This window comes from Ferrovibrio sp. (genome assembly GCF_025869515.1).
Taxonomy (GTDB): domain Bacteria; phylum Pseudomonadota; class Alphaproteobacteria; order Ferrovibrionales; family Ferrovibrionaceae; genus Ferrovibrio.
On the sequence record NZ_JAOZVR010000101.1, the window covers coordinates 23,196 to 43,236 of the forward strand.

Annotated in this window: 21 protein-coding genes; 12 read left to right on the forward strand and 9 right to left on the reverse strand. The window is 65.7% G+C overall.

The genetic code is table 11. The features are described from left to right. Nucleotides 1-27: 27 nt before the first annotated feature. On the forward strand, nt 28-519 hold the full coding sequence (locus OJJ21_RS17615) for a hypothetical protein (RefSeq protein WP_297688231.1): 492 nt from the start codon (nt 28-30) through the stop codon (nt 517-519). Here the strand turns inward: OJJ21_RS17615 and OJJ21_RS17620 are convergent. After that, nucleotides 486-941, reverse strand: a complete 456-nt coding sequence (locus OJJ21_RS17620) for a nuclear transport factor 2 family protein (RefSeq protein WP_297688233.1) — start codon at nt 939-941, stop codon at nt 486-488. The two genes, OJJ21_RS17615 and OJJ21_RS17620, sit on opposite strands and share 34 nt — an antisense overlap. 83 nt (nt 942-1,024) lie before the next feature. On the opposite strand from OJJ21_RS17620, the gene OJJ21_RS17625 reads away from it, so the two are divergent. Next, nucleotides 1,025-1,966, forward strand: a complete 942-nt coding sequence (locus OJJ21_RS17625) for a LysR family transcriptional regulator (RefSeq protein ID WP_297688235.1) — start codon at nt 1,025-1,027, stop codon at nt 1,964-1,966. An 11-nt stretch (nt 1,967-1,977) separates the two neighbouring features. Here OJJ21_RS17625 and OJJ21_RS17630 read toward each other — a convergent pair whose 3' ends face one another. Further along, the gene (locus OJJ21_RS17630) at nt 1,978-2,460 is read right to left on the reverse strand and encodes an Lrp/AsnC family transcriptional regulator (protein ID WP_297688237.1); all 483 of its coding nucleotides are present in this window, start codon (nt 2,458-2,460) and stop codon (nt 1,978-1,980) included. A 127-nt stretch (nt 2,461-2,587) separates the two neighbouring features. Between OJJ21_RS17630 and OJJ21_RS17635 the strand changes: the two genes are divergently transcribed. After that, a complete protein-coding gene (locus tag OJJ21_RS17635) occupies nt 2,588-2,977 on the forward strand; it encodes a nuclear transport factor 2 family protein (protein ID WP_297688238.1) in 390 nt (129 codons plus the stop codon). A gap of 12 nt (nt 2,978-2,989) precedes the next feature. Here the strand turns inward: OJJ21_RS17635 and amt are convergent, their stop codons facing one another. Further along, a complete protein-coding gene (gene amt, locus OJJ21_RS17640) occupies nt 2,990-5,128 on the reverse strand; it encodes an ammonium transporter (protein WP_297688240.1) in 2,139 nt (712 codons plus the stop codon). Between the two features lie 206 nt (nt 5,129-5,334). Between amt and OJJ21_RS17645 the strand changes: the two genes are divergently transcribed. From OJJ21_RS17645 to OJJ21_RS17660, 4 genes are read left to right on the forward strand one after another with little or no spacing between them, the layout of a single operon-like run. Then, complete coding sequence (locus OJJ21_RS17645) at nt 5,335-6,315, forward strand: co-chaperone YbbN (RefSeq protein ID WP_297688241.1); 981 nt, start codon at nt 5,335-5,337, stop codon at nt 6,313-6,315. Nucleotides 6,316-6,333: 18 nt separating this feature from the next. Then, on the forward strand, nt 6,334-7,017 hold the full coding sequence (locus tag OJJ21_RS17650) for an LON peptidase substrate-binding domain-containing protein (protein WP_297688243.1): 684 nt from the start codon (nt 6,334-6,336) through the stop codon (nt 7,015-7,017). A gap of 13 nt (nt 7,018-7,030) precedes the next feature. Beyond that, nucleotides 7,031-7,261: a Trm112 family protein gene (locus OJJ21_RS17655; RefSeq protein WP_297688245.1), complete on the forward strand. Its 231-nt coding sequence runs from the start codon at nt 7,031-7,033 to the stop codon at nt 7,259-7,261. Nucleotides 7,262-7,289: 28 nt separating this feature from the next. After that, nucleotides 7,290-7,685 (forward strand): DUF971 domain-containing protein, encoded by a 396-nt coding sequence (locus OJJ21_RS17660; RefSeq protein WP_297688247.1) that lies wholly within the window; start codon nt 7,290-7,292, stop codon nt 7,683-7,685. A gap of 28 nt (nt 7,686-7,713) precedes the next feature. Here the strand turns inward: OJJ21_RS17660 and OJJ21_RS17665 are convergent, their stop codons facing one another. From OJJ21_RS17665 to OJJ21_RS17675, 3 genes are all read right to left on the reverse strand, one after another. Beyond that, nucleotides 7,714-7,857 (reverse strand): hypothetical protein, encoded by a 144-nt coding sequence (locus OJJ21_RS17665; RefSeq protein WP_297688249.1) that lies wholly within the window; start codon nt 7,855-7,857, stop codon nt 7,714-7,716. Then, nucleotides 7,857-9,026 carry a PepSY domain-containing protein gene (locus OJJ21_RS17670; protein ID WP_297688251.1) on the reverse strand — a complete coding sequence of 390 codons (1,170 nt, stop codon included), beginning with the start codon at nt 9,024-9,026 and terminating at the stop codon, nt 7,857-7,859. Before OJJ21_RS17670 ends, OJJ21_RS17665 begins: the two co-directional genes overlap by 1 nt. Before the next feature lie 97 nt (nt 9,027-9,123). Continuing rightward, nucleotides 9,124-10,386, reverse strand: coding sequence for a UbiH/UbiF/VisC/COQ6 family ubiquinone biosynthesis hydroxylase (locus OJJ21_RS17675; protein ID WP_297688253.1), 1,263 nt, complete (start codon nt 10,384-10,386; stop codon nt 9,124-9,126). Between the two features lie 133 nt (nt 10,387-10,519). Here OJJ21_RS17675 and OJJ21_RS17680 point away from each other — a divergent pair, with 133 nt between their 5' ends. The 5 genes from OJJ21_RS17680 (at nt 10,520) to OJJ21_RS17700 (ending at nt 17,101) form a co-directional block, all read left to right on the forward strand. Further along, nucleotides 10,520-11,410 (forward strand): DUF1194 domain-containing protein, encoded by an 891-nt coding sequence (locus tag OJJ21_RS17680; RefSeq protein ID WP_297688255.1) that lies wholly within the window; start codon nt 10,520-10,522, stop codon nt 11,408-11,410. 154 nt (nt 11,411-11,564) lie between these two features. Next, the gene (gene glpX, locus OJJ21_RS17685; RefSeq protein WP_297688257.1) at nt 11,565-12,527 is read left to right on the forward strand and encodes a class II fructose-bisphosphatase; all 963 of its coding nucleotides are present in this window, start codon (nt 11,565-11,567) and stop codon (nt 12,525-12,527) included. A gap of 15 nt (nt 12,528-12,542) precedes the next feature. Next, the gene (locus OJJ21_RS17690) at nt 12,543-14,228 is read left to right on the forward strand and encodes an alpha-D-glucose phosphate-specific phosphoglucomutase (RefSeq protein WP_297688259.1); all 1,686 of its coding nucleotides are present in this window, start codon (nt 12,543-12,545) and stop codon (nt 14,226-14,228) included. Nucleotides 14,229-14,251: 23 nt separating this feature from the next. After that, complete coding sequence (pgi, locus tag OJJ21_RS17695; RefSeq protein ID WP_297688261.1) at nt 14,252-15,907, forward strand: glucose-6-phosphate isomerase; 1,656 nt, start codon at nt 14,252-14,254, stop codon at nt 15,905-15,907. A 57-nt stretch (nt 15,908-15,964) separates the two neighbouring features. Further along, nucleotides 15,965-17,101: a hypothetical protein gene (locus OJJ21_RS17700; protein ID WP_297688263.1), complete on the forward strand. Its 1,137-nt coding sequence runs from the start codon at nt 15,965-15,967 to the stop codon at nt 17,099-17,101. On the opposite strand, the gene OJJ21_RS17705 is transcribed toward OJJ21_RS17700, so the two are convergent. The 3 genes from OJJ21_RS17705 to OJJ21_RS17715 all read right to left on the reverse strand — a co-directional run. After that, on the reverse strand, nt 17,098-18,393 hold the full coding sequence (locus OJJ21_RS17705) for a pentapeptide repeat-containing protein (RefSeq protein WP_297688265.1): 1,296 nt from the start codon (nt 18,391-18,393) through the stop codon (nt 17,098-17,100). The two genes, OJJ21_RS17700 and OJJ21_RS17705, sit on opposite strands and share 4 nt — an antisense overlap. A gap of 44 nt (nt 18,394-18,437) precedes the next feature. Next, a complete protein-coding gene (locus OJJ21_RS17710; protein WP_297688268.1) occupies nt 18,438-19,853 on the reverse strand; it encodes a hypothetical protein in 1,416 nt (471 codons plus the stop codon). Then, nucleotides 19,850-20,041 (reverse strand): hypothetical protein (locus OJJ21_RS17715; protein ID WP_297688270.1); only part of this gene is annotated, 192 nt, incomplete at its 5' end. The genes OJJ21_RS17715 and OJJ21_RS17710, both read right to left, overlap by 4 nt.

The following is a 20,041-nucleotide window of genomic DNA, read 5'->3' on the forward strand; positions in this document are numbered from 1 at the left end:
GACTGGCCCCAAGCTCCCGAGAACCCCATGTTCCTCACCCTCCTCATCGCCCATACCGCGCTCAGCCTGATCGCCATTATCGTCGGCGCCTCCGTCGTCGCCGACCTGCTGGGCGGACGGCAGCGCGCCGGGCAGACGCATCTGTTCCTCGTCACCGCCGGACTGACCAGCGGTACCGGCTTCCTGTTTCCCTTCACGCAGTTCCTGCCCTCGCATGGCGTGGGCATCGCCGCCCTGCTGGTGCTGGCGGCCACCCTGCCGGCGCAATACGGCTTTCGCCTGCGCGGCAGGTGGCGCGCGATCTATGCCGGCGGCGCGGTGGCCAGCCTGTATTTCCTGGTCTTCGTGCTGATCGCGCAGGTCTTCACCAGGATTCCGGCTTTGCAGGCCGCCGCCCCCACGCTGAGCGAACCGCCATTTGCGATCACGCAGGCGGTGACCTTCGTGGTCTTTGCCCTGATCGGTCTGCTGGCGGTGCGGCGCTTTCAGCCCGCCACCGACGCGACGCCGGCCGGATAGGGCAGCACGCGCTCGATCAGCGCGGTATCGGCATATTCGGTGATTTCCACCACGCGGCCGTCCTGCAGCCGGAAGATCATGCAATAGCTGTTGCAGTAAGGTGCGCCGGCACGGGTCACGGCATTGCCGCGCGCCTGCACCGCGACGCAGTCGTCTTCCGCGATCATCCGCAACACCGACAACGGGTTCGGCCCGGCCAGCACCTCGAATAACGGTTTGAGCAGATCGGCCTTCACGGCCGCTTTGCCGCGATAGCTTCGCGACCAGGCGGTGCTACCCTCGACATGCCAGACGACCTCTTCGGCCAGCAGGTCGAGGAACGGCCGGCCGTTGCCGGAGGCCAGATCGGCGAACACCCATTGCAGCAGTGCCTTGTTGGCCGCCGCCTGCTTCGGGCTGGTATGTTTCTGCGGTGCGGTCATCGTCGGTCCTCCTGCTGACAGGGAGAATGCCGTGAGCGGAATCATTCTTCCAATCAATAGTCTGTATGATCTATATTCGCGGTATGAATTTATCGGCCCTCGACCTCAACCTGCTGGTGGCGCTGGATGCGCTGGTGACCGAGGCGCATGTCGGCCGCGCGGCCTTGCGCGTCGGCCTGTCGCAGCCGGCGATGAGCCATGCGCTGCGCCGCCTGCGCGAGCTGCTGGGCGACCCGCTGCTGGTGCGCGTCGGTCCCGGCATGGAACTGACGCCGCGGGCGCAGGGTTTGCGCAGCCCCCTGAAACAGACGCTGGAACAGGTGCGCGGGCTGTTCGTGGCCGACGGTTTCGATCCGGCCACCAGCACGCGGCGCTTTGCGCTGATGATCCCCGACTACATCATCAATTTCGTGCTGCCGCCGCTGGTGAGCCGCATTGCCGATGAAGCGCCCGGCGTGCGGCTGGACATCACGCCCTGGCGCGGTGCGCCGTTGCAGGCCAGCGGCGCGATTGCGGCGGAGATCGCCCGCAGCATCGATTTTGCATTCAACTGCCGGCCGGGTGCTTTGCCCGGCTTTCATCGCCAGCGCCTGTTCGGCGACGTGGATCGCCTCGCGGTGCGGCATGGCCATCCGGTGGGCGCGAAGCTGGGTCGCATGGCGCAGTTCCTGGCCGCACGCCATGTGGCGGTGATCGGCCGCGGCCAGAGCGAAGACCTGATCGACACCTGGCTGCAAGGCCAGGGCATCCAGCGCCGCATTGCACTGTCAGTGCCGAGCTACCTACAGGCATTACACACCGTGGCGCAGAGCGATCTGGTCGCCTTCGTGCCGGGCCGGCTGGTCGCCAGCCTCAGCAAACAGCTCAATCTGGTGACGGTGGCACCGCCGCTGCAGCCCGAGGCCGACGAGGAATACCTGTTCTGGCCGGTGCGGCACCAGAACGATCCCGGTTCGCTGTGGCTGCGCCGCCATATCATCGCCGTCGGCCACGTCCTCGACGGGCAGAAGCGCAAGGCGGCTTAGTCCGCCAGACTTCAGGGTGCGAGGTGATCCAGCGGCAATGGCACGCCGGCCTTGAGTGTCTGGATGGCGATATTGCTCTGCACTTCGCGCACGATCGGCAGGTTGAGCAACTTGCCGAGCAGGAAGCGCTGATAATGCTCGAGATCGGGAACGACGACCTCCAGCATGTAATCGGCCGGCCCCGACACGATATGGCAGGCGATCACTTCCGGCATGGCCAGCACCGCGGTATCGAAAGCATCGGCATGCGCGTTGGCATGTTCGCCAATCTTGACGCCGACAAAGACCGAGAAGCCGAGCCCGACGCGCTGACGCCGCAGCACGGCCCGGTAGGCTTCGATATATCCCTCCGCCTCAAGCCGCTTCACCCGGCGCAGGCAAGGCGATGGCGACAGGCCGACCCGGTCGGCCAGCTCGATATTGCTCAGCCGCCCATCTGCCTGCAGCGCGGCAATGATCCGGCAGTCGATGGCATCGAGATCATTTTTTGGCATATCCAGCCCTTCCACCTATCCAGAAAGGCATAATGTGCCAAAGAGCAGCATTTAAACAGATTGAATCGCAAGGATTCGCCCCCGCCGATTATGCCACCGTTCCGCCTCGGCAAGCAGGGAGGCCGCGATGACGACAGAGATGACGACAGACATGGCAGCGCTGACACAGGCGGTGCAGCGGTATTTCGATCTCATGTATGACGGCGATGTCGCAGATTTCGACGCCGTCTTTCACACCAGCGCGCAGTTGCATGGCTTCAGGGCAGGCGGGCTCATCACGGCGATTCCAGCCGCCGCCTATCGGGACATGCTGAGCGGCACACCGTCGCCCCGGTCGCAGGGTGCGCCCCGGCAACAGGAAATCCTGCTGCTCGACATCGCCGCCGCCGATCAGGCCCTGGCCAAGGTGCGGGTCAGGATCAACGCGATCCTCTACCTCGATTATCTTTGCTACCACTGCATCGACCAGCGCTGGCTGATCACCGCCAAGTCGTTCCACGTCGAGGCGCGCCTCTAGTCCGCGGCCGCCCTAGTCCGCCGCCACCATGGGCAGCTGGCGCGCGCGCTGGCGCGGAAAGCGGATGGTCACCGTGGTACCGGCGCCTTCGCTGCTGTCGATGGTGATCGAGCCGCCATGCAACCGCATCAGCGCCTGCACCAGCGGCAGGCCGAGCCCGGTGCCGCCATAGGCCTTGTTCATATGGTGGTGCAGCTGCACGAAGGGTTCGAGCGCGCGCGGCACCTCCTCGCGCTTCATGCCGATACCGGTATCGCTGACCGAGATGGCCAGCCGCCCGTCGCCTTCCAGGCGTGCCGCCAGCGTGACGCTGCCGCCGGCCGGGGTGAATTTCACCGCGTTGCCGAGCAGGTTGAGCAGCATCTGGCGGAAGGCGCGCTCGTCGGCCATCAGGTAGGGCAACACATCCGGGAAGCTGGCCAGCAGCGCGACCTTGGCGGCGGCGGCGCGTTCGCGCATCAGGCGCAACGCCGCCTCGGCCTGCTCCTGCACATCCAGTTCGGCCTCGCTGAGTTCGACGCGGCCGGCCTCGATGCGGGTATGGTCGAGCAGGTCGTTGACCAGGCTGAGCAGATGGCGGCCGCTGGCCAGGATGTCGCTGGCGTAATCCTTGTAGCGCGCATCGCCCAACTGGCCGAACAGCTCGTTGGTGAGAATTTCGGAAAAGCCGATCACGGCATTGAGCGGCGTGCGCAGCTCGTGGCTCATATTGGCGAGGAAGGCCGATTTGGCATTGCTGGCCTCTTCGGCGGCCTGCTTGGCGCGTTTGAGGTCCTCGATGGCGCGGCGCAGCGCATCGGCATCGCGGTTCACCCGCGCGATCACGCGATTGTACTGGAGTGCAATGGGTTCTACTTCAGAGCCGACCACGACGCGCACCGGCTGGTCGAAACGGCCCTCGCGACGCTGGCGCTCCATGTCGCCAACCAGATCGAGCATCGCCGAACCGGCGCCGTGTTCGGCCTGGTTGAGGCCGATGGCTTCGGCTGCAGCGGCGACGCGCAGCGGCACCGCCAGATTGACCAGGCGCAGCAGGATATAGGAAATGCCGAAGCCGTAGATGCCGGCCGCCACGCAGCCGAGCAGCTGGATGCCGAACTGGGTGAAACGATCGTGAGGAACACCATCCGCTGGAATGGGCCAGCCGGCCGGATCGCCGAACAGCGCCACCGCCAGCGTGCCCCAGATGCCGGCGAGCAGATGCACCGGCACGGCACCCACCGCATCGTCGATCTTCCAGCGCTCCAGCAGTTCGGCGCCGAGCAGCGCCACCGCGCCGCCGACCGCGCCGATGATCACGGCGCCCAGCCCCGAGGTGTTGTGGCAGTTGGCGGTGATCGCCACCAGGCCGGCCAGCGTGCCGTTGAGGAAATCCTCGACGCGGATCTTGTTGTAGAGCAGCTGCGACAGAATCAGGTTGGCGACGCCGCCGGCGCAGCCGCCCAGCGTGGTGTTGATCAGGATCGACGGCACGGTTTCGTTCAGCGCCAGCGTCGAGCCGCCGTTGAAACCGAACCAGCCGAACCACAGCAGCATGACGCCGAGCGTCGACATCACCAGATCATGGCCGCGCATGCTGGGCTGGCCGGGCAGGAAACGGCCCTTGCGCGGGCCGATGATCAGCACGGCGGCCAGCGAGACCCAGCCGCCGATCGAATGCACCACGCTGGAGCCGGCGAAATCGACGAAACCGAGCGCGGCAAGCCAGCCGGCCTCGCCGCCGAACTGCCCGGTATTCCAGGCCCAGTGGGCATAGACCGGATAGATCAGGCCGGAGATCACGATGGTGATGGCGATATAGCTGGCGAAGCTGACCCGCTCGGCCACCGCACCCGAGACGATGGTGGCCGAGGTGCCGCAGAACATCAGCTGGAACAGGAAAAAGGCGCCGGTGGCAAGCGCCCCGCGGCCGTCGAACAGCCACTGGCTGGCGCCGATCCAGCCGCTGCCGGCGCCGAAGGCGAAGGCGAAACCGAAGGCCCAGAACAGCAGGCCGGCGATGCAGAAATCGGCCAGATTTTTCAACGCTACGTTGATGCTGTTCTTGGCGCGCACGAAGCCGCTTTCCAGACAGCAGAACCCCGCCTGCATGGTGAAGATCATGCAGGTGGCGATCAGGATCCAGGTGATGTCGATACGGTCGGGGGTCATGCTTTGCCTGTCTGCAACGAAGCAAGAGCCGTACCATGGTGAATCACCGATTCTCCTGCATGTAACCGGCTTGTCCCGGCCATGGGCATGCCTATATTTTCGGCATGACTGTCGGCATTTGCGGCGCGGGCAGTTGGCTTTTGCCCGTTACGCCCTTATCTGTGATGCCAACGGCAAACCCTTTTTTGCAAGCGACGATAACCGCCATGGACCTTTCGCCCAAATCCCCAGCCAGCCTTCCCGGCAGCCTGACCGGCCTGACCGCAGCCGCCGGGACAGCTCCCGGTGCAGCACCCGCTGCGGCTGCAGACCTGATCAGGGACGCCGACATCACCACCTTCATGGAAGACGTGGTGCAGGCCTCGATGAAACAGCCGGTGCTGGTCGACTTCTGGGCGCCGTGGTGCGGCCCCTGCAAGCAGCTGACCCCGGCGCTGGAGAAACTGGTCAAGGCGGCCAACGGCAAGCTGCGCCTGGTCAAGATCAACGTCGACGATCCGAAAAACCAGCCGCTGGCGCAGCAGCTGCGCATCCAGTCGATCCCGGCCGTCTACGCCTTCTCGCAGGGCCAGCCGGTGGACGGCTTCGTCGGCGCGCTGCCGGAAAGCCAGCTGAAGAAATTCGTCGAGGGCCTGCCGGGTGCCGGCGCCATCGAGGACACCGCCGCGGAAGCCATCGAGGCCGGCAAGGCCGCGCTGGGCAACCAGGCCTGGGAAGATGCCGCGACCGCCTTCTCCACCGCGCTGGGCACCGAGCCGGAGAACATCTCGGCGCTGGGCGGTCTGGCGCGTGCCCTGATCGGCATGGGCGAGATCGAGGGCGCCAAGGAAATTCTGGCCGACATTCCGCCGGAGAAGGCCGAGCATGCCGATGTGGTGGCCGCGCGCTCGGCGCTGGAGCTGCTGGAAGCCGGCAGCCAGGCGGCCGGCAACCTGAAGCCGCTGGAAGCCGCCGTGGCGGCCAATCCGAACGACCACCAGGCCCGGCTGGATTATGCCGTGGCGCTGCACGGCGCCGGCCAGGCCGAAGCCGCCATCGACCAGCTGCTGGATATCGTCAAGCGCGACCGCAAATGGAACGAGGAGGCCGCGCGCAAGCAGCTGGTGAAAATCTTCGAGGCAATGGGTCCGATGGATCCGGTGGTGGTCGATGCGCGCCGCCGGCTGTCGTCGATCCTGTTTGCCTGAACCAGGCAGGCAGCAGCGATGCATGAGTCCCAGTGTCCCGGCAGCATCGAAGAACTGAGCAGCACCATCCCGATCTTCCCGCTGACTGGCGTGCTGCTGCTGCCGCGCGGCCTGCTGCCGCTCAATATCTTCGAGCCGCGCTATCTGGCGATGACGCGCGCGGCACTGGACGGATCGAAGCTGATCGGCATGGTGCAGCCGACCGAACCCTATGGCCGCGACGGCCAGTCGCCCAAGACCGGCGCCGGCGTCTATACGGTCGGCTGTGTGGGCAAGATCGTCTCGGCAACCGAGACCGATGACGGCCGCATCCTGCTGACGCTGAAGGGCCTGTGCCGCTTCCAGGTCGGGCGCGAGGTCGAGGCCGGAACGCCTTATCGCCAGGTCGAAGCAAACTATTCGGACTATGCCGGCGACATGACGGTGGTGCCTGACGGGTTGTGCGACCGCGACCGGCTGATCTATGCACTGCGCGGCTATTGCGCGCGCCACAATCTGCCAGCCGACTGGGATTCGATCACCGCGGTGAATGACGACATGCTGGTGCATTCGCTGGCGATGATCTGCCCATTCAGCGCTGGCGAGAAACAGGCGCTGCTGGAAGCACCCGACTTCAAGTCCCGCGCCGCCATGCTGATCAGCCTGCTGGAAATGGCACTGCTGGACGGCAGCACCCTGCCGCGCGGCGCCAAACCGAACTGAGAGAGACAAAGCGATGAACGAACCGACCGCCGCACCACAGAGCCCGCCCTCCCGGACTGGCGCTCCTGTCGATCCGAAGCTGCTTGAACTGCTGGTCTGCCCGGTCACCAAGGGCCCGCTGACCTATGACCGCGCCCGCAACGAGCTGGTGAGCGAAAAAGCCGGCCTGGCCTTTCCGATCCGCGACGGCATCCCGATCATGCTGGTGGATGAAGCGCGCCAGATCGACGACACGCTGCTCTGATCAACCGATGGCATCGGTGTCGAGCGGGATGAACCCGCATTCCCTCTACCAGCAGGCCGGCCGTCCGGCCTGCACCGATGTGCGCTACATCACCGCCGAGAAGCGGCTGGAAGTGGCTTATGCCGACGGCAAGGCATTTTCCTTCACAGCGGAATTCCTGCGGATCGAAAGCCCTTCGGCCGAAGTGCAGGGCCACGGCGCCGGGCAGAAGACCCTGGTGCCGGGCCGCCGCCATGTCGGCATCATGGGCATCGAGCCGGTGGGTACCTATGCCCTGCGGCTCAAATTCGACGACCTGCACGATACCGGGCTGTACAGCTGGGAATGGTTCTACGACCACGGCCACGATCAGGATGCCCTGTGGCAGGACTACCTCAAGCGCCTGGAGGCGCGCGGCTTAAGCCGCGATCCCAGGGCAAAATAGAGACCTAAAGCCGCGCCGGCCGCCCCCCCTAACCAGCCAAAAACACAGTCGGAAAGCCGAGCGCCAGCCACGCCAGCCCCGCCCACAGGCCATCATCCAGCAGGGCCGCGATCAGGCCGATGCCGCTGAGCAGGCCGAGCAGGATCGGCATGCCCCACAGTTTCATGTTCATCACAGGCTGCTCCGGGCGGCGAGGCCGAGCGGCGCGCCGGCATCCTGTTCGAGTTCGCGGATACGCTGCTCGATCGGGTTGCGCCGCCGCTTGAGCCACAGATACAGGCCGCTGCCCAGCACCACGATGGTGACGATGTCGAACAACGCCCAGATCACCTTGAGCGGCATGCCGCCGTAATCGCCGAAATGCAGCGGCTGCGAGACCAGCAGCGCGGTGACGTACCAGGGCATGTCGCGGGTATCGGTCAGGGCGGCGGTCTGCGCATCCACCAGCACCGGTTTGAGCAGCCGCGCCGTCAGCGGGGCGTCGCCGCGCATGAAGAAAGCATAATGATGCGGGCTGCTGAAATTGCCGCCCGGGAAGGCGACGAAGGCCGGGTCCATGTCCGGCGCCGCCTTGCGTGCCGTCGCCATGGCCGCCTCCAGCGAGCCCAGCGTCGCCGGCATCGGCTGGCCGACATAGGGCGCGGTCATCGATGCCAGCTGGTCAAACTGCCAGTATTTGATGATCAGGTCGGCCCAGGTGTTGATCACGCCGGTGCCGCCGACCACCAGCGCCCAGACCACGGTGACGATACCGAGCATGTTATGCAGATCGAGCCATTTGACGCGGGCACTGCGCTGCTTGCGCACGGTGCCGAAATCGAGCTTGCGCATCAGCGGGCCGTAGACGGCGATACCGGTGACGATGGCGACGACGAACAGCAGGCCCATGAAGCCGAGGAACAGCTTGCCCGGCAGGCCGGCGAACAGGTCGACATGCAGCTGGAACATGATGCGCATGAAGCTGAGTTCGTTCTGCGATATCAGCTTCAGAACTTCGCCGGTGCGGTTGTCGAAGGCGAGAAAATGCAGGTTCTCATTCGCCTTCATGTCCGGCCCCGTGGTGATCCAGGCCAGCTCCGGCTCCTCGTCGTCCCAGGACATGAACATCACCTGCTCGCCGGGCCGCTGCTGCTGCGCGGCGGCCACCAGCCGGTCGAGCGGCACAATGGGCGTGCCGGCCGGCATCTCGGCGACTTCGGGCGTGTCGCCCAGCAGATGCTCGATCTCGTGATGGAAGATCAGCGGCAGGCCGGTGATGCACAGCATCAGCAGGAAGGCCGTGCAGATCAGGCTGGTCCATTTATGCACGAGGTACCAGGTCTTGAAGGTTTTGACGGTCATGCGGTCTCCGGACGGCGACAAGTATACTGCCCCTTGGTTAGACGCCTCAGGACCCGGAAACCGGAACGGATTTTGTGCGGACCGCGGAAAACCGCGCTCAGACCAGCGATTCGCCCTTCAGCAGGCGCGGCAGCCGGCCGATATCGCCCATGGCATGCCGCATGAACAGCTTCTTCAGCGGCCCGATACGGTTGACCACGCCCAGACCGAGGTCGCGGGCGATCCGGAGCGGGGCGATATCGTTGGAGAACAGCCGGGTCAGGCCGTCGGTGACCGCGCCCAGCACGACATTATCGACCCGGCGCCAGCGTTCGTAGCGATCCAGCACGTCGCTGCGGCCGATATCGAGGCCAAGACGGCGTGCCTCGACCACGGCTTCGGTCAGCGCCGCGATATCGCGCAGGCCGAGATTGAGTCCCTGCCCGGCGATCGGATGGATGCCATGGGCGGCATCGCCGATCAGCGCCATGCGATGGCCGGCATAGCGCGTCGCCAGCATGAAGCTCAGCGGATAGGACCAGCGCGGACCAACCACGGCGCAGTCGCCATAGCCGGTGCCGAAGCGCTGGCGCATCTCGGCGACGAAGCCGGCGTCGTCCAGCGCCATGATGGCGGCGGCCCGCTCGGTCGGTTCGGTCCAGACCAGCGAGGAACGATGCCTGCCGGCTTCATCGTCGGTCATCGGCAGGATGGCAAACGGCCCGGCCGGCAGGAAACGCTCCTGCGCCACGCCCTCATGCGGCAGCTCGTGCTGCACGGTGCAGACGATGCCGGTCTGGTTATAGGACCAGTCGATGGTGCGGATGCCGGCCTCGCGGCGCACCGCCGACTGGCGCCCGTCGGCACCGATCACCAGACGCGCGCCGATCCGCCGGCCATTGTCGAGGTCGAGCACAGCCGGCGCGCCGGAACCAGCCGCGCCATAGTCGATGTGTCGTGCCGTCATCGGCGCGATCAGTTCCAGATTGGGGCAATCGGCCAGCGCCGCCTGCTGCGCCAGCCGGGTCACACGGTTTTCCACGAGATAGCCGAAAGGGTCGCTGCCGATGTCGGTATGGTCGTAATGCACGAAGAGCAGCGAGTCGCCATCCGATACCCGGATATCCCACATCGGCTGCGCCGCGCTGACATGGCGCCACAGGCCGATGGCGTCCAGCATGCGTTGCGAGGCGAGCGCGATGGCGGAAACGCGGCCATCGAAGCCGGCGGCGGTGGCCCTGGCGGGGTCTTCGCGGTCGATCACCGCCACCGAAATCCCGTGCCGGGCCAAAGCGATGGCCTGGGTCAGACCGTTCAGGCCGCCACCGATCACGGCAACGTCGAACTGGTCGGCAGGGGCTGGCTGGGCGGCTGATGTCATGGCCGGCATCCTCGGCAGCCGCCCCCTGCTTGTCCAGCCCCGGTGCCCATACGAGACCGGAGTCGCCGGGCTGGCGGGGCATTTTGCCGCAATTTGCTTGGACGCGGCCGCCGGCCCGTACTAGCCTTGGTCCATGCCGCTCAAGCCGCTGACCGCTCTGGTTCTGGCCTGGCTGGCGGGCCTGCCGATGGCAGCCCTGCCATCATCGGCCCTGCTGTCATCGGCCCTGCTGTCGTCGGCGCAGGCTGCCGAGCAGATGCCGGTCGATCTCGAACTGCTTCTGGCCATCGATATTTCCGGCAGTATCGACGCCGATGAGGCCCGGCTGCAGCGCGAAGGCTATGCCCGCGCCCTGATCGACAAGGATGTGATCAAGGCGATCAAGGGCGGTATCCATGGCAAGGTCGCCATCGCCTATTTCGACTGGTCGGATTCCTACGTGCAGAACGAGATTCTCGACTGGACCCTGATCCATGACGAAGCCAGCGCGCGCGCGGTGTCGCAGCGCCTGATCGATCAGCAGACCCGCACGGCGCGCCGCACCAGCATTTCCGGCGCCATCAACCATGCCATCCCGCGCTTCGGCACCGGCCCTTTCAAGGGCGTGCGCAAGGTACTGGATATTTCCGGCGACGGACCGAACAACGACGGCGGACCGATCGATCTCGCGCGCGACAAGGCCCTGGCTGCCGGCATCGTAATCAACGGCCTGCCGATCATGAACGGCAAGGTGAATACCTGGGGCTTCCCGGTACTGGAGGACCTCGACCGTTATTTCGAAGGCTGCGTGATCGGCGGGCCGGGCTCTTTCGTGGTGGTGGCCGAGGGCTTCGACACCTTCCATGAGGCGGTGCGGCGCAAACTGATCCTGGAGATCGCCACGGCCCCGGCGGTGCCGCCGGCCTGGCAAAGACTCGGCCCGCCGGTGTTCCACAAGGCCCAGTCCGGCTACCGCTATTCCAAGGGCTGCGATATCGGCGGACGTCAAAGCCAGGAATTCTGGCGCCGCCGCATTGACCAGTAACCGGCAAACCGCACCGGACCGGCCGAAAACCCGCCGAAGTCACCCGGCCACGCCTTGGCCTCGCCCGGTTTTTGCCGTATTTCCAAGCAATAAACCGACCGGATCAAAATCACCGGCCCGACCCGATCAGACCCTATTCCTCGGAGTATCCTCCATGACCACGCGTCCCGGTCCGTTCGACCGCGCCGATTTCCCGTTCGCCCTCCGCCTTGTCACCGAGGCCGCCGCCGTCGCCGCCCATCGCTGGGTCGGCCGCAGCCGGAAGGAAGATGGCGACGGCGCCGCCGTAGAGGCGATGCGCAAGGCGCTGAGCGAGATCAACATCAATGCCGTGGTGATGATCGGCGAAGGCGAGAAGGACCATGCCCCGCTGCTGTATCGCGGCGAACGCATCGGCCAGGGTGAACCCGAGATCGAGATCGCCGTCGACCCGATCGAAGGCACCACCAACATGGCCAACGGCGTCGACAATTCGATGGCGGTGATGGCGCTGGCGCCGCGTGGCGCGATGTTCGATCTCGGTCCAAGTTTCTACATGGACAAGCTGGTGCTGCCGCCGCCGGCGAAGGGCAAGATCGATCCGGCCTGGCCTGTGAAGAAGAAACTGGAGGCGCTGGCCGCCGCGCTGAACAAGCCGGTTGCGGAACTGCGCATCTTCGTTTTGAACCGCAAGCGGCACCATGCGATGATCGCGGAAATCCATGCGGCCGGTGCGCGCACCGTGCTGCAGGAAAACGGCGATGTCGCCGGCGCCTTCATGGCCGTGCAGAAGGGCAGCACCGTCGACGCCCTGTTCGGCACCGGCGGTTCACCCGAGGGCATCATCACCGCGATCTTCGTGCGTGCCATGGGCGGCGAATTCTTCGGCCGCGTCGACCCGCAGGGCGACGAGGAAGCCCAGAAGGTGAAGGCCTTCGGCCTCGACAGCGGCAAATGGATGAGCGGCACAGAGCTGGTAAAGAGCGATGACGCTGTCTTCGTCGCCACCGGCATCAATTCCGGTCCGGTCTGCCGCGGCATCGCCATCGAGAAAAACACCGCCTATACCCACAGCGTGATCCTGATGGCGAAAAACGGTGCGCGCTACGATATCTCCAGCCGCTTCCCCATCGCCTGACCGAGAGTTCTCCGCATGAGTCTGCGTGAAGTCGCGATTGCGCCCTTCGAGGGGCAGAAGCCCGGCACGTCCGGCCTGCGCAAAAAGGTGACGGTGTTCCAGCAACCCGGCTATCTGGAGGCCTTCGTGCAGGCGGTGTTCGACACTGCCCCGGAACTCCAGGGCGGTACGCTGGTACTGGGCGGCGACGGACGCTTTTTTAATCGCGAGGCCATCGCCACCATCCTGCGCCTGGCGGCGGCCAACGGCATCGACCGCGTGCTGGTCGGCCAGCGCGGCATCCTGTCCACCCCGGCCGCCAGTGCGGTGATCCGGCGCCATCGGGCCCGCGGCGGCCTGGTGTTGTCGGCCAGCCACAATCCCGGCGGTCCGGACGGCGATTTCGGCATCAAGTACAACATCGCCAATGGCGGCCCGGCACCCGAGGCGGTCACCGAGGCGATCTTCAAGCGCACACAGACCATCGGCCGCTATCGCATCCTGGACGCGATGGACGTCAAGGGCGTGACCATGCCCTCCTCGGTCAGCGAGCGGATGCTGGATCAATGGATCGACCAGGTCGGCGAATACAGACTGGGCGGCATGACCGTGCAGGTGATCGACCCGGTCGAGGATTATGCCGCCGTGGTGGGCGCGCTGTTCGACTTCGACGCGATCCGCCGCCTGATCGCACGGCCCGGTTTCAGATTCCGCTTCGACGCCATGCATGCGGTGACCGGACCCTATGCGCGCCGCCTGCTGGTCGACATGCTGGGTGCGCCGGCGACCAGCGTGATCAACGCCGAACCGAAGGAGGATTTCGGCGGCGGCCATCCCGACCCCAATCCGGCTCATGCGCCGGAGCTGTATCAGGCCGTGGTGGTGGACGGCACACTGGATTTCGCCGCCGCTTCCGATGGCGATGGCGACCGCAACATGATCCTCGGCAAGGGCATCGCAGTGTCGCCCAGCGACAGCCTGGCCGTGCTGGCTGCCAATGCAACGCTGGTGCCGGGCTATGCCAGGGGCATCAGCGGCGTGGCACGCTCGATGCCGACCAGCCGCGCCTCCGATGCCGTGGCTGCTGCACTGAAGGTGGAAAGTTTCGAGACGCCGACGGGCTGGAAATTCTTCGGCACCCTGCTGGATGCCGGCCGCATCACCCTGTGCGGCGAGGAAAGCTACGGCACCAGCTCGGACCATGTGCGCGAGAAGGACGGTCTCTGGGCCGTGCTGTTCTGGCTCAACCTGCTGGCGGCAAAGCCCGGCGAGACCGTGCTGTCGATCCTGCAGGCGCACTGGCGCCGCTTCGGCCGGCATTATTACAGCCGGCACGATTACGAAGCCGTGGATGCCAAACAGGCGGCAGCGGCGCTGGATCGCCTGCGCGCCGCCCTGCCCGGCCTGCCCGGCGAAAAGATCGGCGCGCTGGCCATTACAGCGGCCGACGATTTCGCCTATCGCGACCCGGTGGATGGTAGCGAAAGCAGGGGCCAGGGCCTGCGTGTGATCTGCGGCGAGCAGGCCCGGGTGATCGCGCGGCTCTCAGGCACGGGCACTGAAGGCGCCACCGTTCGTTTGTATTTCGAGTTGTTCGAATCGGATCCGGCACGGCAGAATGACGATGTGCAGTCCAGGCTGCAGCCGCTGATCGACTTCGCCGAAGTCCGGACCGGCCTTCGCGAGATCACTGGCCGTACCGCGCCCGATGTGATCACCTGAAGCCGTACTGCACCGGAGGGTTTATGTCGCTGCCGCCGCCGATCGACCAGACGCCTGCCTGGCGCGCCCTTGCCGCCCATGCCTCTGCCACGCGGACCCGGCATCTGCGCGACCTGTTCGCCAACGACCCCGAACGGTTCGACAAACTCTCCTTCCGCTGCGGCAATCTGCTGGTCGATCTGTCGCGCCAGCGCATCGACGGCGAAACGTTGGAGCTGCTGCTCGATCTGGCACGCACCGCCGGAGTCGAAGACTGGCGCGACCGCATGCTGCGCGGCGAGAAGATCAATACCACCGAGAATCGCGCGGCTCTGCATACCGCGCTGCGCCTGCCCGCCGGTGCCAGCCTGACGGTGGACGGCGCCGACATTGCCGCCCTGGTGCATGGCGAATTGCAGCGCATGGGCGAGATCATCGCCGCGCTCCGCGACGGCAGCTGGCGCGGCACTACCGAAAAGCCGTTCAGGAGCCTGGTCGCCATGGGGATCGGCGGCTCCGATCTCGGCCCGCGCATGGCGCTGGAGGCCCTGGCCGCCGACAAGCTGCCTGGCATCGACATTTACTTCGTCAGCAACGTGGACGGCACCGACATCGCGCGTACGCTGGAGAAATGCGAGGCGGAAACCACGCTGTTCGTGGTGGCCTCGAAAACCTTCACCACCCAGGAAACCATGGCCAATGCCGAGACGGCGCGGGCCTGGCTGCAGGAAAAGCTCGGCCCCGGCATCATCGACTGGCCGCGGCATTTCATGGGCCTGTCGGCCAATACCACGGTGCCCGGCAAGTTCGGCATCCGGCCTGAGCAGGTGCTGCAGTTCTGGGACTGGGTCGGCGGCCGCTATTCGCTGTGGTCGGCGATCGGCTTCCCGATCGCGCTCGGTATTGGCATGGACAAGTTCCGCGAGCTGCTGGACGGCGCCCATGCGATGGATCGGCATTTCGCCACCGCACCGCTGCAGGAGAACCTGCCGGTGCTGATGGCGCTGGCCGGCATCTGGAACGTCAATTTCCTCAATTCGCCGGCGCTCGCCGTGCTGCCCTACGACCAGGGCCTGTCGAAGCTGGCGCCCTATCTGCAGCAGGCGGATATGGAGAGCAATGGCAAGGGCGTCGACCGCTGGGGCCGGCCGCTAGGTTTTGCCACCGGCCCCATCGTGTTCGGCGAGCCGGGCACCAATGGCCAGCATGCCTTCTACCAGTTGCTGCATCAGGGTCCGGAAGTGATCGCTTGCGACTTCATTGCGCCGCTGCGCAGCCGCTATCCGATCGGGCGTCATCACGACATGCTGCTGGCCAATGTGTTCGCCCAGGCGGAAGCCCTGATGTGCGGCCGCACACGGCTGGAAGCCGAGGAACAGCTGCGCGCCGAGGGCGCCGACGAGGCGACCATCGCAAGGCTGGCGCCGCACAAGGTGTTCCCCGGCAACTGGCCGAGCACCACCATCCTGCTGCCGCAGGTTGACCCCTATCATCTGGGCATGCTGATCGCGCTGTACGAACACAAGATTTTCGTGCAGGGCGCGGTCTGGGGCGTGAATTCCTTCGACCAGTGGGGCGTCGAACTGGGCAAGCAGCTCGCCAAGCCGATCCTGGAAGAGTTGACCGATGCCGCCACACAGCATCATCATGACGGCGCAACGAGCGGCCTGATCGCCTTCGCCCGCAGTCAGCGCTCGTAGCAGACCAGTACAACCGATTCAGTCGAAACCACTACTATAACGAGACGCGCGGCCGCCATGAGCGAAGCCGATGCCGTGCGCCAGGGTATGCGGGAAATCGATTTCGTCCTGCATTCGTCCTGGCGTCTGGGGAAGACCATCGTTGCCGGCTGGACCCATGAGGGCAGCCGGGCCAGCTTCTGCTTTTCCGAACCATACACGGTGCTCGGCAGCGCCGAGGAACTGCCGCGCCTGGTCCGCGGCCGCCGCCTGATGGACGCCGCCAGCTTCACCGAGACCTGCAAGCTGCTTCGTGCCCGCCCGCTGACCATGGACCTGCCCTTCAACGTCGGCACCGCCAAGGGCGAGGTCAGCCCGCTGCTGATCGAGAACCTAGTCAAGCGCTATACCATCAGCGCCACCGAAAGCCGGGCAGTCATCCTGTTCGATATCGTCAGTTTCTCGAAACACACGCCGCTGGAGCAGGTGGCGCAACTTTCGTCGCTGGAATACTCGATCAATTCGGCCGCCAAGCGGCTGAACCAGGCCGGCCTGCGCACCGAGCTGGCACGCTCCACCGTCGGCGACGGCTTCTATGTTTGGAACCGCGGCGAAGGTCCCGATGCCGACCTGCGCAGCTGGCTGGCCCTGCTGCTGATCCTGGCCGACAATGCGCTGGCACGGCAGAAGGGCAATCAGAAGCTGGTACCGACGCTACGGGCCGCCTTCACCATCGGCAGCCATTTCTCCTACCACCAAGTGGAAGGCACCACGCCACGCGGTTTCGAATATATCGTCGGCGAGGTCACCATCGCGCTGGCGCGCATCATCGCCAAGGCCCTGCCCGGCCAGATCCTGATCGGCCAGTTCCAGCGCGAGCTGGGTGGCAGTGCCGGCGCTATCGAGACGCTGGGCTTCCTGGCCCGCGCCGAGCAGATCGCGGCCAGCCTGTCGGGCCTGGAAGTGGGTCACGCCACCCTGCTCGGCCTGCGCAGCCGGACGACCAGCCCGGGCGACAAATCAGGCCTGACGGTCTATCGGATCGGCGACAAGCACGGCTATACCCACCAGGCCTTCAATACACGGGTGACGGTCGATCGTGAGAATTGCGACCCGCTGATGCTGGGTTGCGGCAGCGCCGACCTGGCAGGCTTCGGCGCCGAGCCGGCACCCTATGACATGAAAGCCGCGCTGAAACGCCCGACGGAGCGCTAGGCCGGCGGTTTTAGCCCGCTGGCATCGGTGAAATCGGCGCCTTCGGTTTCGGCACCCTCGAGACTGGCTTCCTGCAGGTCGGCTTCGCGCAATACGGCCTGCTGCAGCCGCGCGCCACGCAGGTCGGCATGGCGCAGGTTGGCATTGTCGAGATGGCTGGGAAAACTGCGGGCGGCAGCCACCACCAGCGGCCGCAGATCGGCCTTGCGCAGATCGGCATGAGCCAGGTTGGCGCCCTTCAGGTTGGCGCCGCGCAGATCCGCCCCGCTCAGACGACAGTTACGCAGATCCGCACCGGGCAGACGCGCGCCCTGGATCGCCGCGCCCTCCATATTGAGGCCGAAGAAGACGGCATTGGCCGCCACCAGTCCGGTCAGCTGTGCCTTGTAGAGGCTGCCGATCTTGCGCAGGTCGAAGCCGCTGAAATCGACCAGCCTGCCATCGACGCCGCCGGTAGTGACCCAGAGCCCGTGCTGGCGCAACGCTTCTTCCGGCGGCATGCCGAGATCCTCCAGCGGCTTGCCCGCCGGCTTGTCGCCCAGCATGCCCGTGGTGTTGGCGCCGGTCATGTCGGCCATCTGCAGTTTGGCTTCAGTCAGCACCGCATTGGTCAGCGTGGCGCCTTTCAGGCTGGCGCCCGACAGGTCGGCACCGGACAGATCCGCATTGGTGAGATTGGCATGCGACAGATTGGCCCGCACCAGGTTGCAACCCACCATGATGGCATCGGTGAAATCGGTATGTTGCGCCACCACGCCGCCCATGCGTGCCTTGGACAGGTTGGCGCCCTGCATGGCGGCGCCCTGCATGTCGGCGGCGCCGGTCTTGTACTGCATGGCGCGAATATCACGCGTGCGGTTGTCGCGCTCGGCGATCATGCCGTCACGCAGATCGGCGTCGAACAGATTGGCCTGGGTCAGGTTGGCGCCCTGCAGCAGGGCACCGCGCAGATCGGCGCGCACCAGGCTGGCCCCGGCCAGGTTGACCATGCGCAGATCGGCGCCGAACAGCACGGCGCGGTCGAGGTTACAGCCGCCAAGGCTCGCTCCGTGCAGGGCGGCGCCGGTGAAATCGGCGTCGCTGAGATCGGCGCCGGCGAACAGCATGCCTTCGAGATCGTGGAAGGAAAAGATCGCCCGCCGGCCGCCGAAGACGCCGTTGCGATAGTCCTGATGCAGCTTAATGGCTTTATTGACGTCGGCCTGGCTCAGCTTCTTGCGAGCCGTTCCGGTTTCCGCGGAACCGGACGTAGCCTGACTACTTTTGCCCGGATCGTTCTGGCTTGCAGTCATTCGTTTCCTCAGCGCGCCTCAAGCCCGCTGGAAGAAAGATGATATCAGCCCGGCATCTTTTCAATGGCGGCGAGGCCGTCCTTCATCAGCTTGCCGGCGGCGGTACCACCGCTGACAAGTTCGAGCATGCGTACCGCACCGTAAAGTTGCTGCCTGGCCGCGTCCTTGCCCAGCGCATTCAGCTTGCCCGCCTTGATGTCGGCAATCAGTGTACTGCCACCCTGCTCGATCTGGCCGCCCAGTTGCTTCAGCGTGCCGTCGACATCCTTGCCGGCACCGATTTCGCCCGCCACGCGTGCCACTTTCTGGATTGCATAGACGCGATCCTCGGCCTGCAGCTTGGCAGCAAAGATGGCTTCCTTGACCGCGGCTTCCTGCCCCGGCTCGATGGTCGTCGGCGTTGCCAGGGCATCGAGGATCTTGGTGTCGGCGCCGGCCAGCACGCCGGTCTTCACCATGTCGCGCAGCTTGCCGCCGGCTGCATCCATCTCCGGTTGCGGGCCTTCGGCCATGCCATCGGCCTTGAGCCGGCCGATCATCACCACGAAATCATCCACCATGCCGGCAATGTTGCCGGCTTCCATCTTGCCGGCATCGGCGCGGCCGATCGACTTGAAGAAGCGTTTGCTGTCGCCGGCAATCATGCGGCGGGCATACTGCCCCGGCCTGAGGTCGGCGATGCCGGTCGGCATATCGCCCATGCCGTCGAAAATCGGCAGCGCCTGGAACGGATCGCTCAGGCGCGCCACCACGAAGGCGATCATGTAGCCCGGCAGGCCGGCACCGCTGGCGCAGAGCGCCGCATAGCCTTCCCTGATCGCCTCGACCTGCATGTCGAGCAGCCGGCCGACCGGCTTGGGCGACATCTCTTCGCGCAGCTTTTCCAGCGCCCCGGAAATCTCCAGCACGCACATCATGTCGACCAGGTCGAGATAGGCAGTCTCGCTGCCCAATCTGGCGACCAGACTGGCGCGATGCGCAGGATCGGAATCGGCCTGGCTGATATCCTCGCGCAGGCGCCGGGCGGCGATGCCCCACAGGGTGGCGCCCAGTTTTGGAATGCGCGGATCGGCATTTGCGCCGATCGCCGGTGCCGTCGAGGCACGCAGGCTGGCTTCCAGCTCCTTGACGCCGGCCTGGTCGAGCGACTGCACAACGAGTTCCCAACAGGGGGCCAGTGAGGCGCGCGAGATACGGCCGAACTGCTTGTCGCCATCCTCGGGCAGGATCAGCAGATCCTCGAAGGGATGGCAGAAGATACGCTGCAGCGTCAGATGCCGCGGCGGCCGGGTCTTGGCCAGGCGCGGGCGCAGGGTGCCGAGCGCGGCATCGGCCAGCGCCGCCGAGAGCACGACCGCGCGCGAACGCTCGATCAGAAGAGTGAGCTGCGCCACCTTCTCGTCGGGAATCTCGAACAGCTTGCGCTCGATATCGCGCAGCTCGGATGCAAGATCGGTCATATCCGTTTCCGCTTCACGTTCTCTACGCGCCGGACCATCTCGATATCGAGCGAGCCCGAATTCCACCCCTCGAGAGCGCGCACCTGCATGCGCGTGTTCTCCTGCATCGCCGCCAGATTGGGCCGGTTGGCGGCTTCCTTCTCCGGGATGATGGGAAGAACTCGATAAATTTCCGTTACCGCCGCCCG

Bases quoted from the DNA above. Each gene is read 5' to 3' on its own strand.
- OJJ21_RS17615 (WP_297688231.1), top strand. From the start codon at position 28: ATGTTCCTCACCCTCCTCATCGCCCATACCGCGCTCAGCCTGATCGCC.
- OJJ21_RS17620 (WP_297688233.1), bottom strand. From the start codon at position 941: ATGACCGCACCGCAGAAACATACCAGCCCGAAGCAGGCGGCGGCCAAC.
- OJJ21_RS17625 (WP_297688235.1), top strand. From the start codon at position 1,025: ATGAATTTATCGGCCCTCGACCTCAACCTGCTGGTGGCGCTGGATGCG.
- OJJ21_RS17630 (WP_297688237.1), bottom strand. From the start codon at position 2,460: ATGCCAAAAAATGATCTCGATGCCATCGACTGCCGGATCATTGCCGCG.
- OJJ21_RS17635 (WP_297688238.1), top strand. From the start codon at position 2,588: ATGACGACAGAGATGACGACAGACATGGCAGCGCTGACACAGGCGGTG.
- amt (WP_297688240.1), bottom strand. From the start codon at position 5,128: ATGACCCCCGACCGTATCGACATCACCTGGATCCTGATCGCCACCTGC.
- OJJ21_RS17645 (WP_297688241.1), top strand. From the start codon at position 5,335: ATGGACCTTTCGCCCAAATCCCCAGCCAGCCTTCCCGGCAGCCTGACC.
- OJJ21_RS17650 (WP_297688243.1), top strand. From the start codon at position 6,334: ATGCATGAGTCCCAGTGTCCCGGCAGCATCGAAGAACTGAGCAGCACC.
- OJJ21_RS17655 (WP_297688245.1), top strand. From the start codon at position 7,031: ATGAACGAACCGACCGCCGCACCACAGAGCCCGCCCTCCCGGACTGGC.
- OJJ21_RS17660 (WP_297688247.1), top strand. From the start codon at position 7,290: ATGAACCCGCATTCCCTCTACCAGCAGGCCGGCCGTCCGGCCTGCACC.
- OJJ21_RS17665 (WP_297688249.1), bottom strand. From the start codon at position 7,857: ATGAACATGAAACTGTGGGGCATGCCGATCCTGCTCGGCCTGCTCAGC.
- OJJ21_RS17670 (WP_297688251.1), bottom strand. From the start codon at position 9,026: ATGACCGTCAAAACCTTCAAGACCTGGTACCTCGTGCATAAATGGACC.
- OJJ21_RS17675 (WP_297688253.1), bottom strand. From the start codon at position 10,386: ATGACATCAGCCGCCCAGCCAGCCCCTGCCGACCAGTTCGACGTTGCC.
- OJJ21_RS17680 (WP_297688255.1), top strand. From the start codon at position 10,520: ATGCCGCTCAAGCCGCTGACCGCTCTGGTTCTGGCCTGGCTGGCGGGC.
- glpX (WP_297688257.1), top strand. From the start codon at position 11,565: ATGACCACGCGTCCCGGTCCGTTCGACCGCGCCGATTTCCCGTTCGCC.
- OJJ21_RS17690 (WP_297688259.1), top strand. From the start codon at position 12,543: ATGAGTCTGCGTGAAGTCGCGATTGCGCCCTTCGAGGGGCAGAAGCCC.
- pgi (WP_297688261.1), top strand. From the start codon at position 14,252: ATGTCGCTGCCGCCGCCGATCGACCAGACGCCTGCCTGGCGCGCCCTT.
- OJJ21_RS17700 (WP_297688263.1), top strand. From the start codon at position 15,965: ATGAGCGAAGCCGATGCCGTGCGCCAGGGTATGCGGGAAATCGATTTC.
- OJJ21_RS17705 (WP_297688265.1), bottom strand. From the start codon at position 18,393: ATGACTGCAAGCCAGAACGATCCGGGCAAAAGTAGTCAGGCTACGTCC.
- OJJ21_RS17710 (WP_297688268.1), bottom strand. From the start codon at position 19,853: ATGACCGATCTTGCATCCGAGCTGCGCGATATCGAGCGCAAGCTGTTC.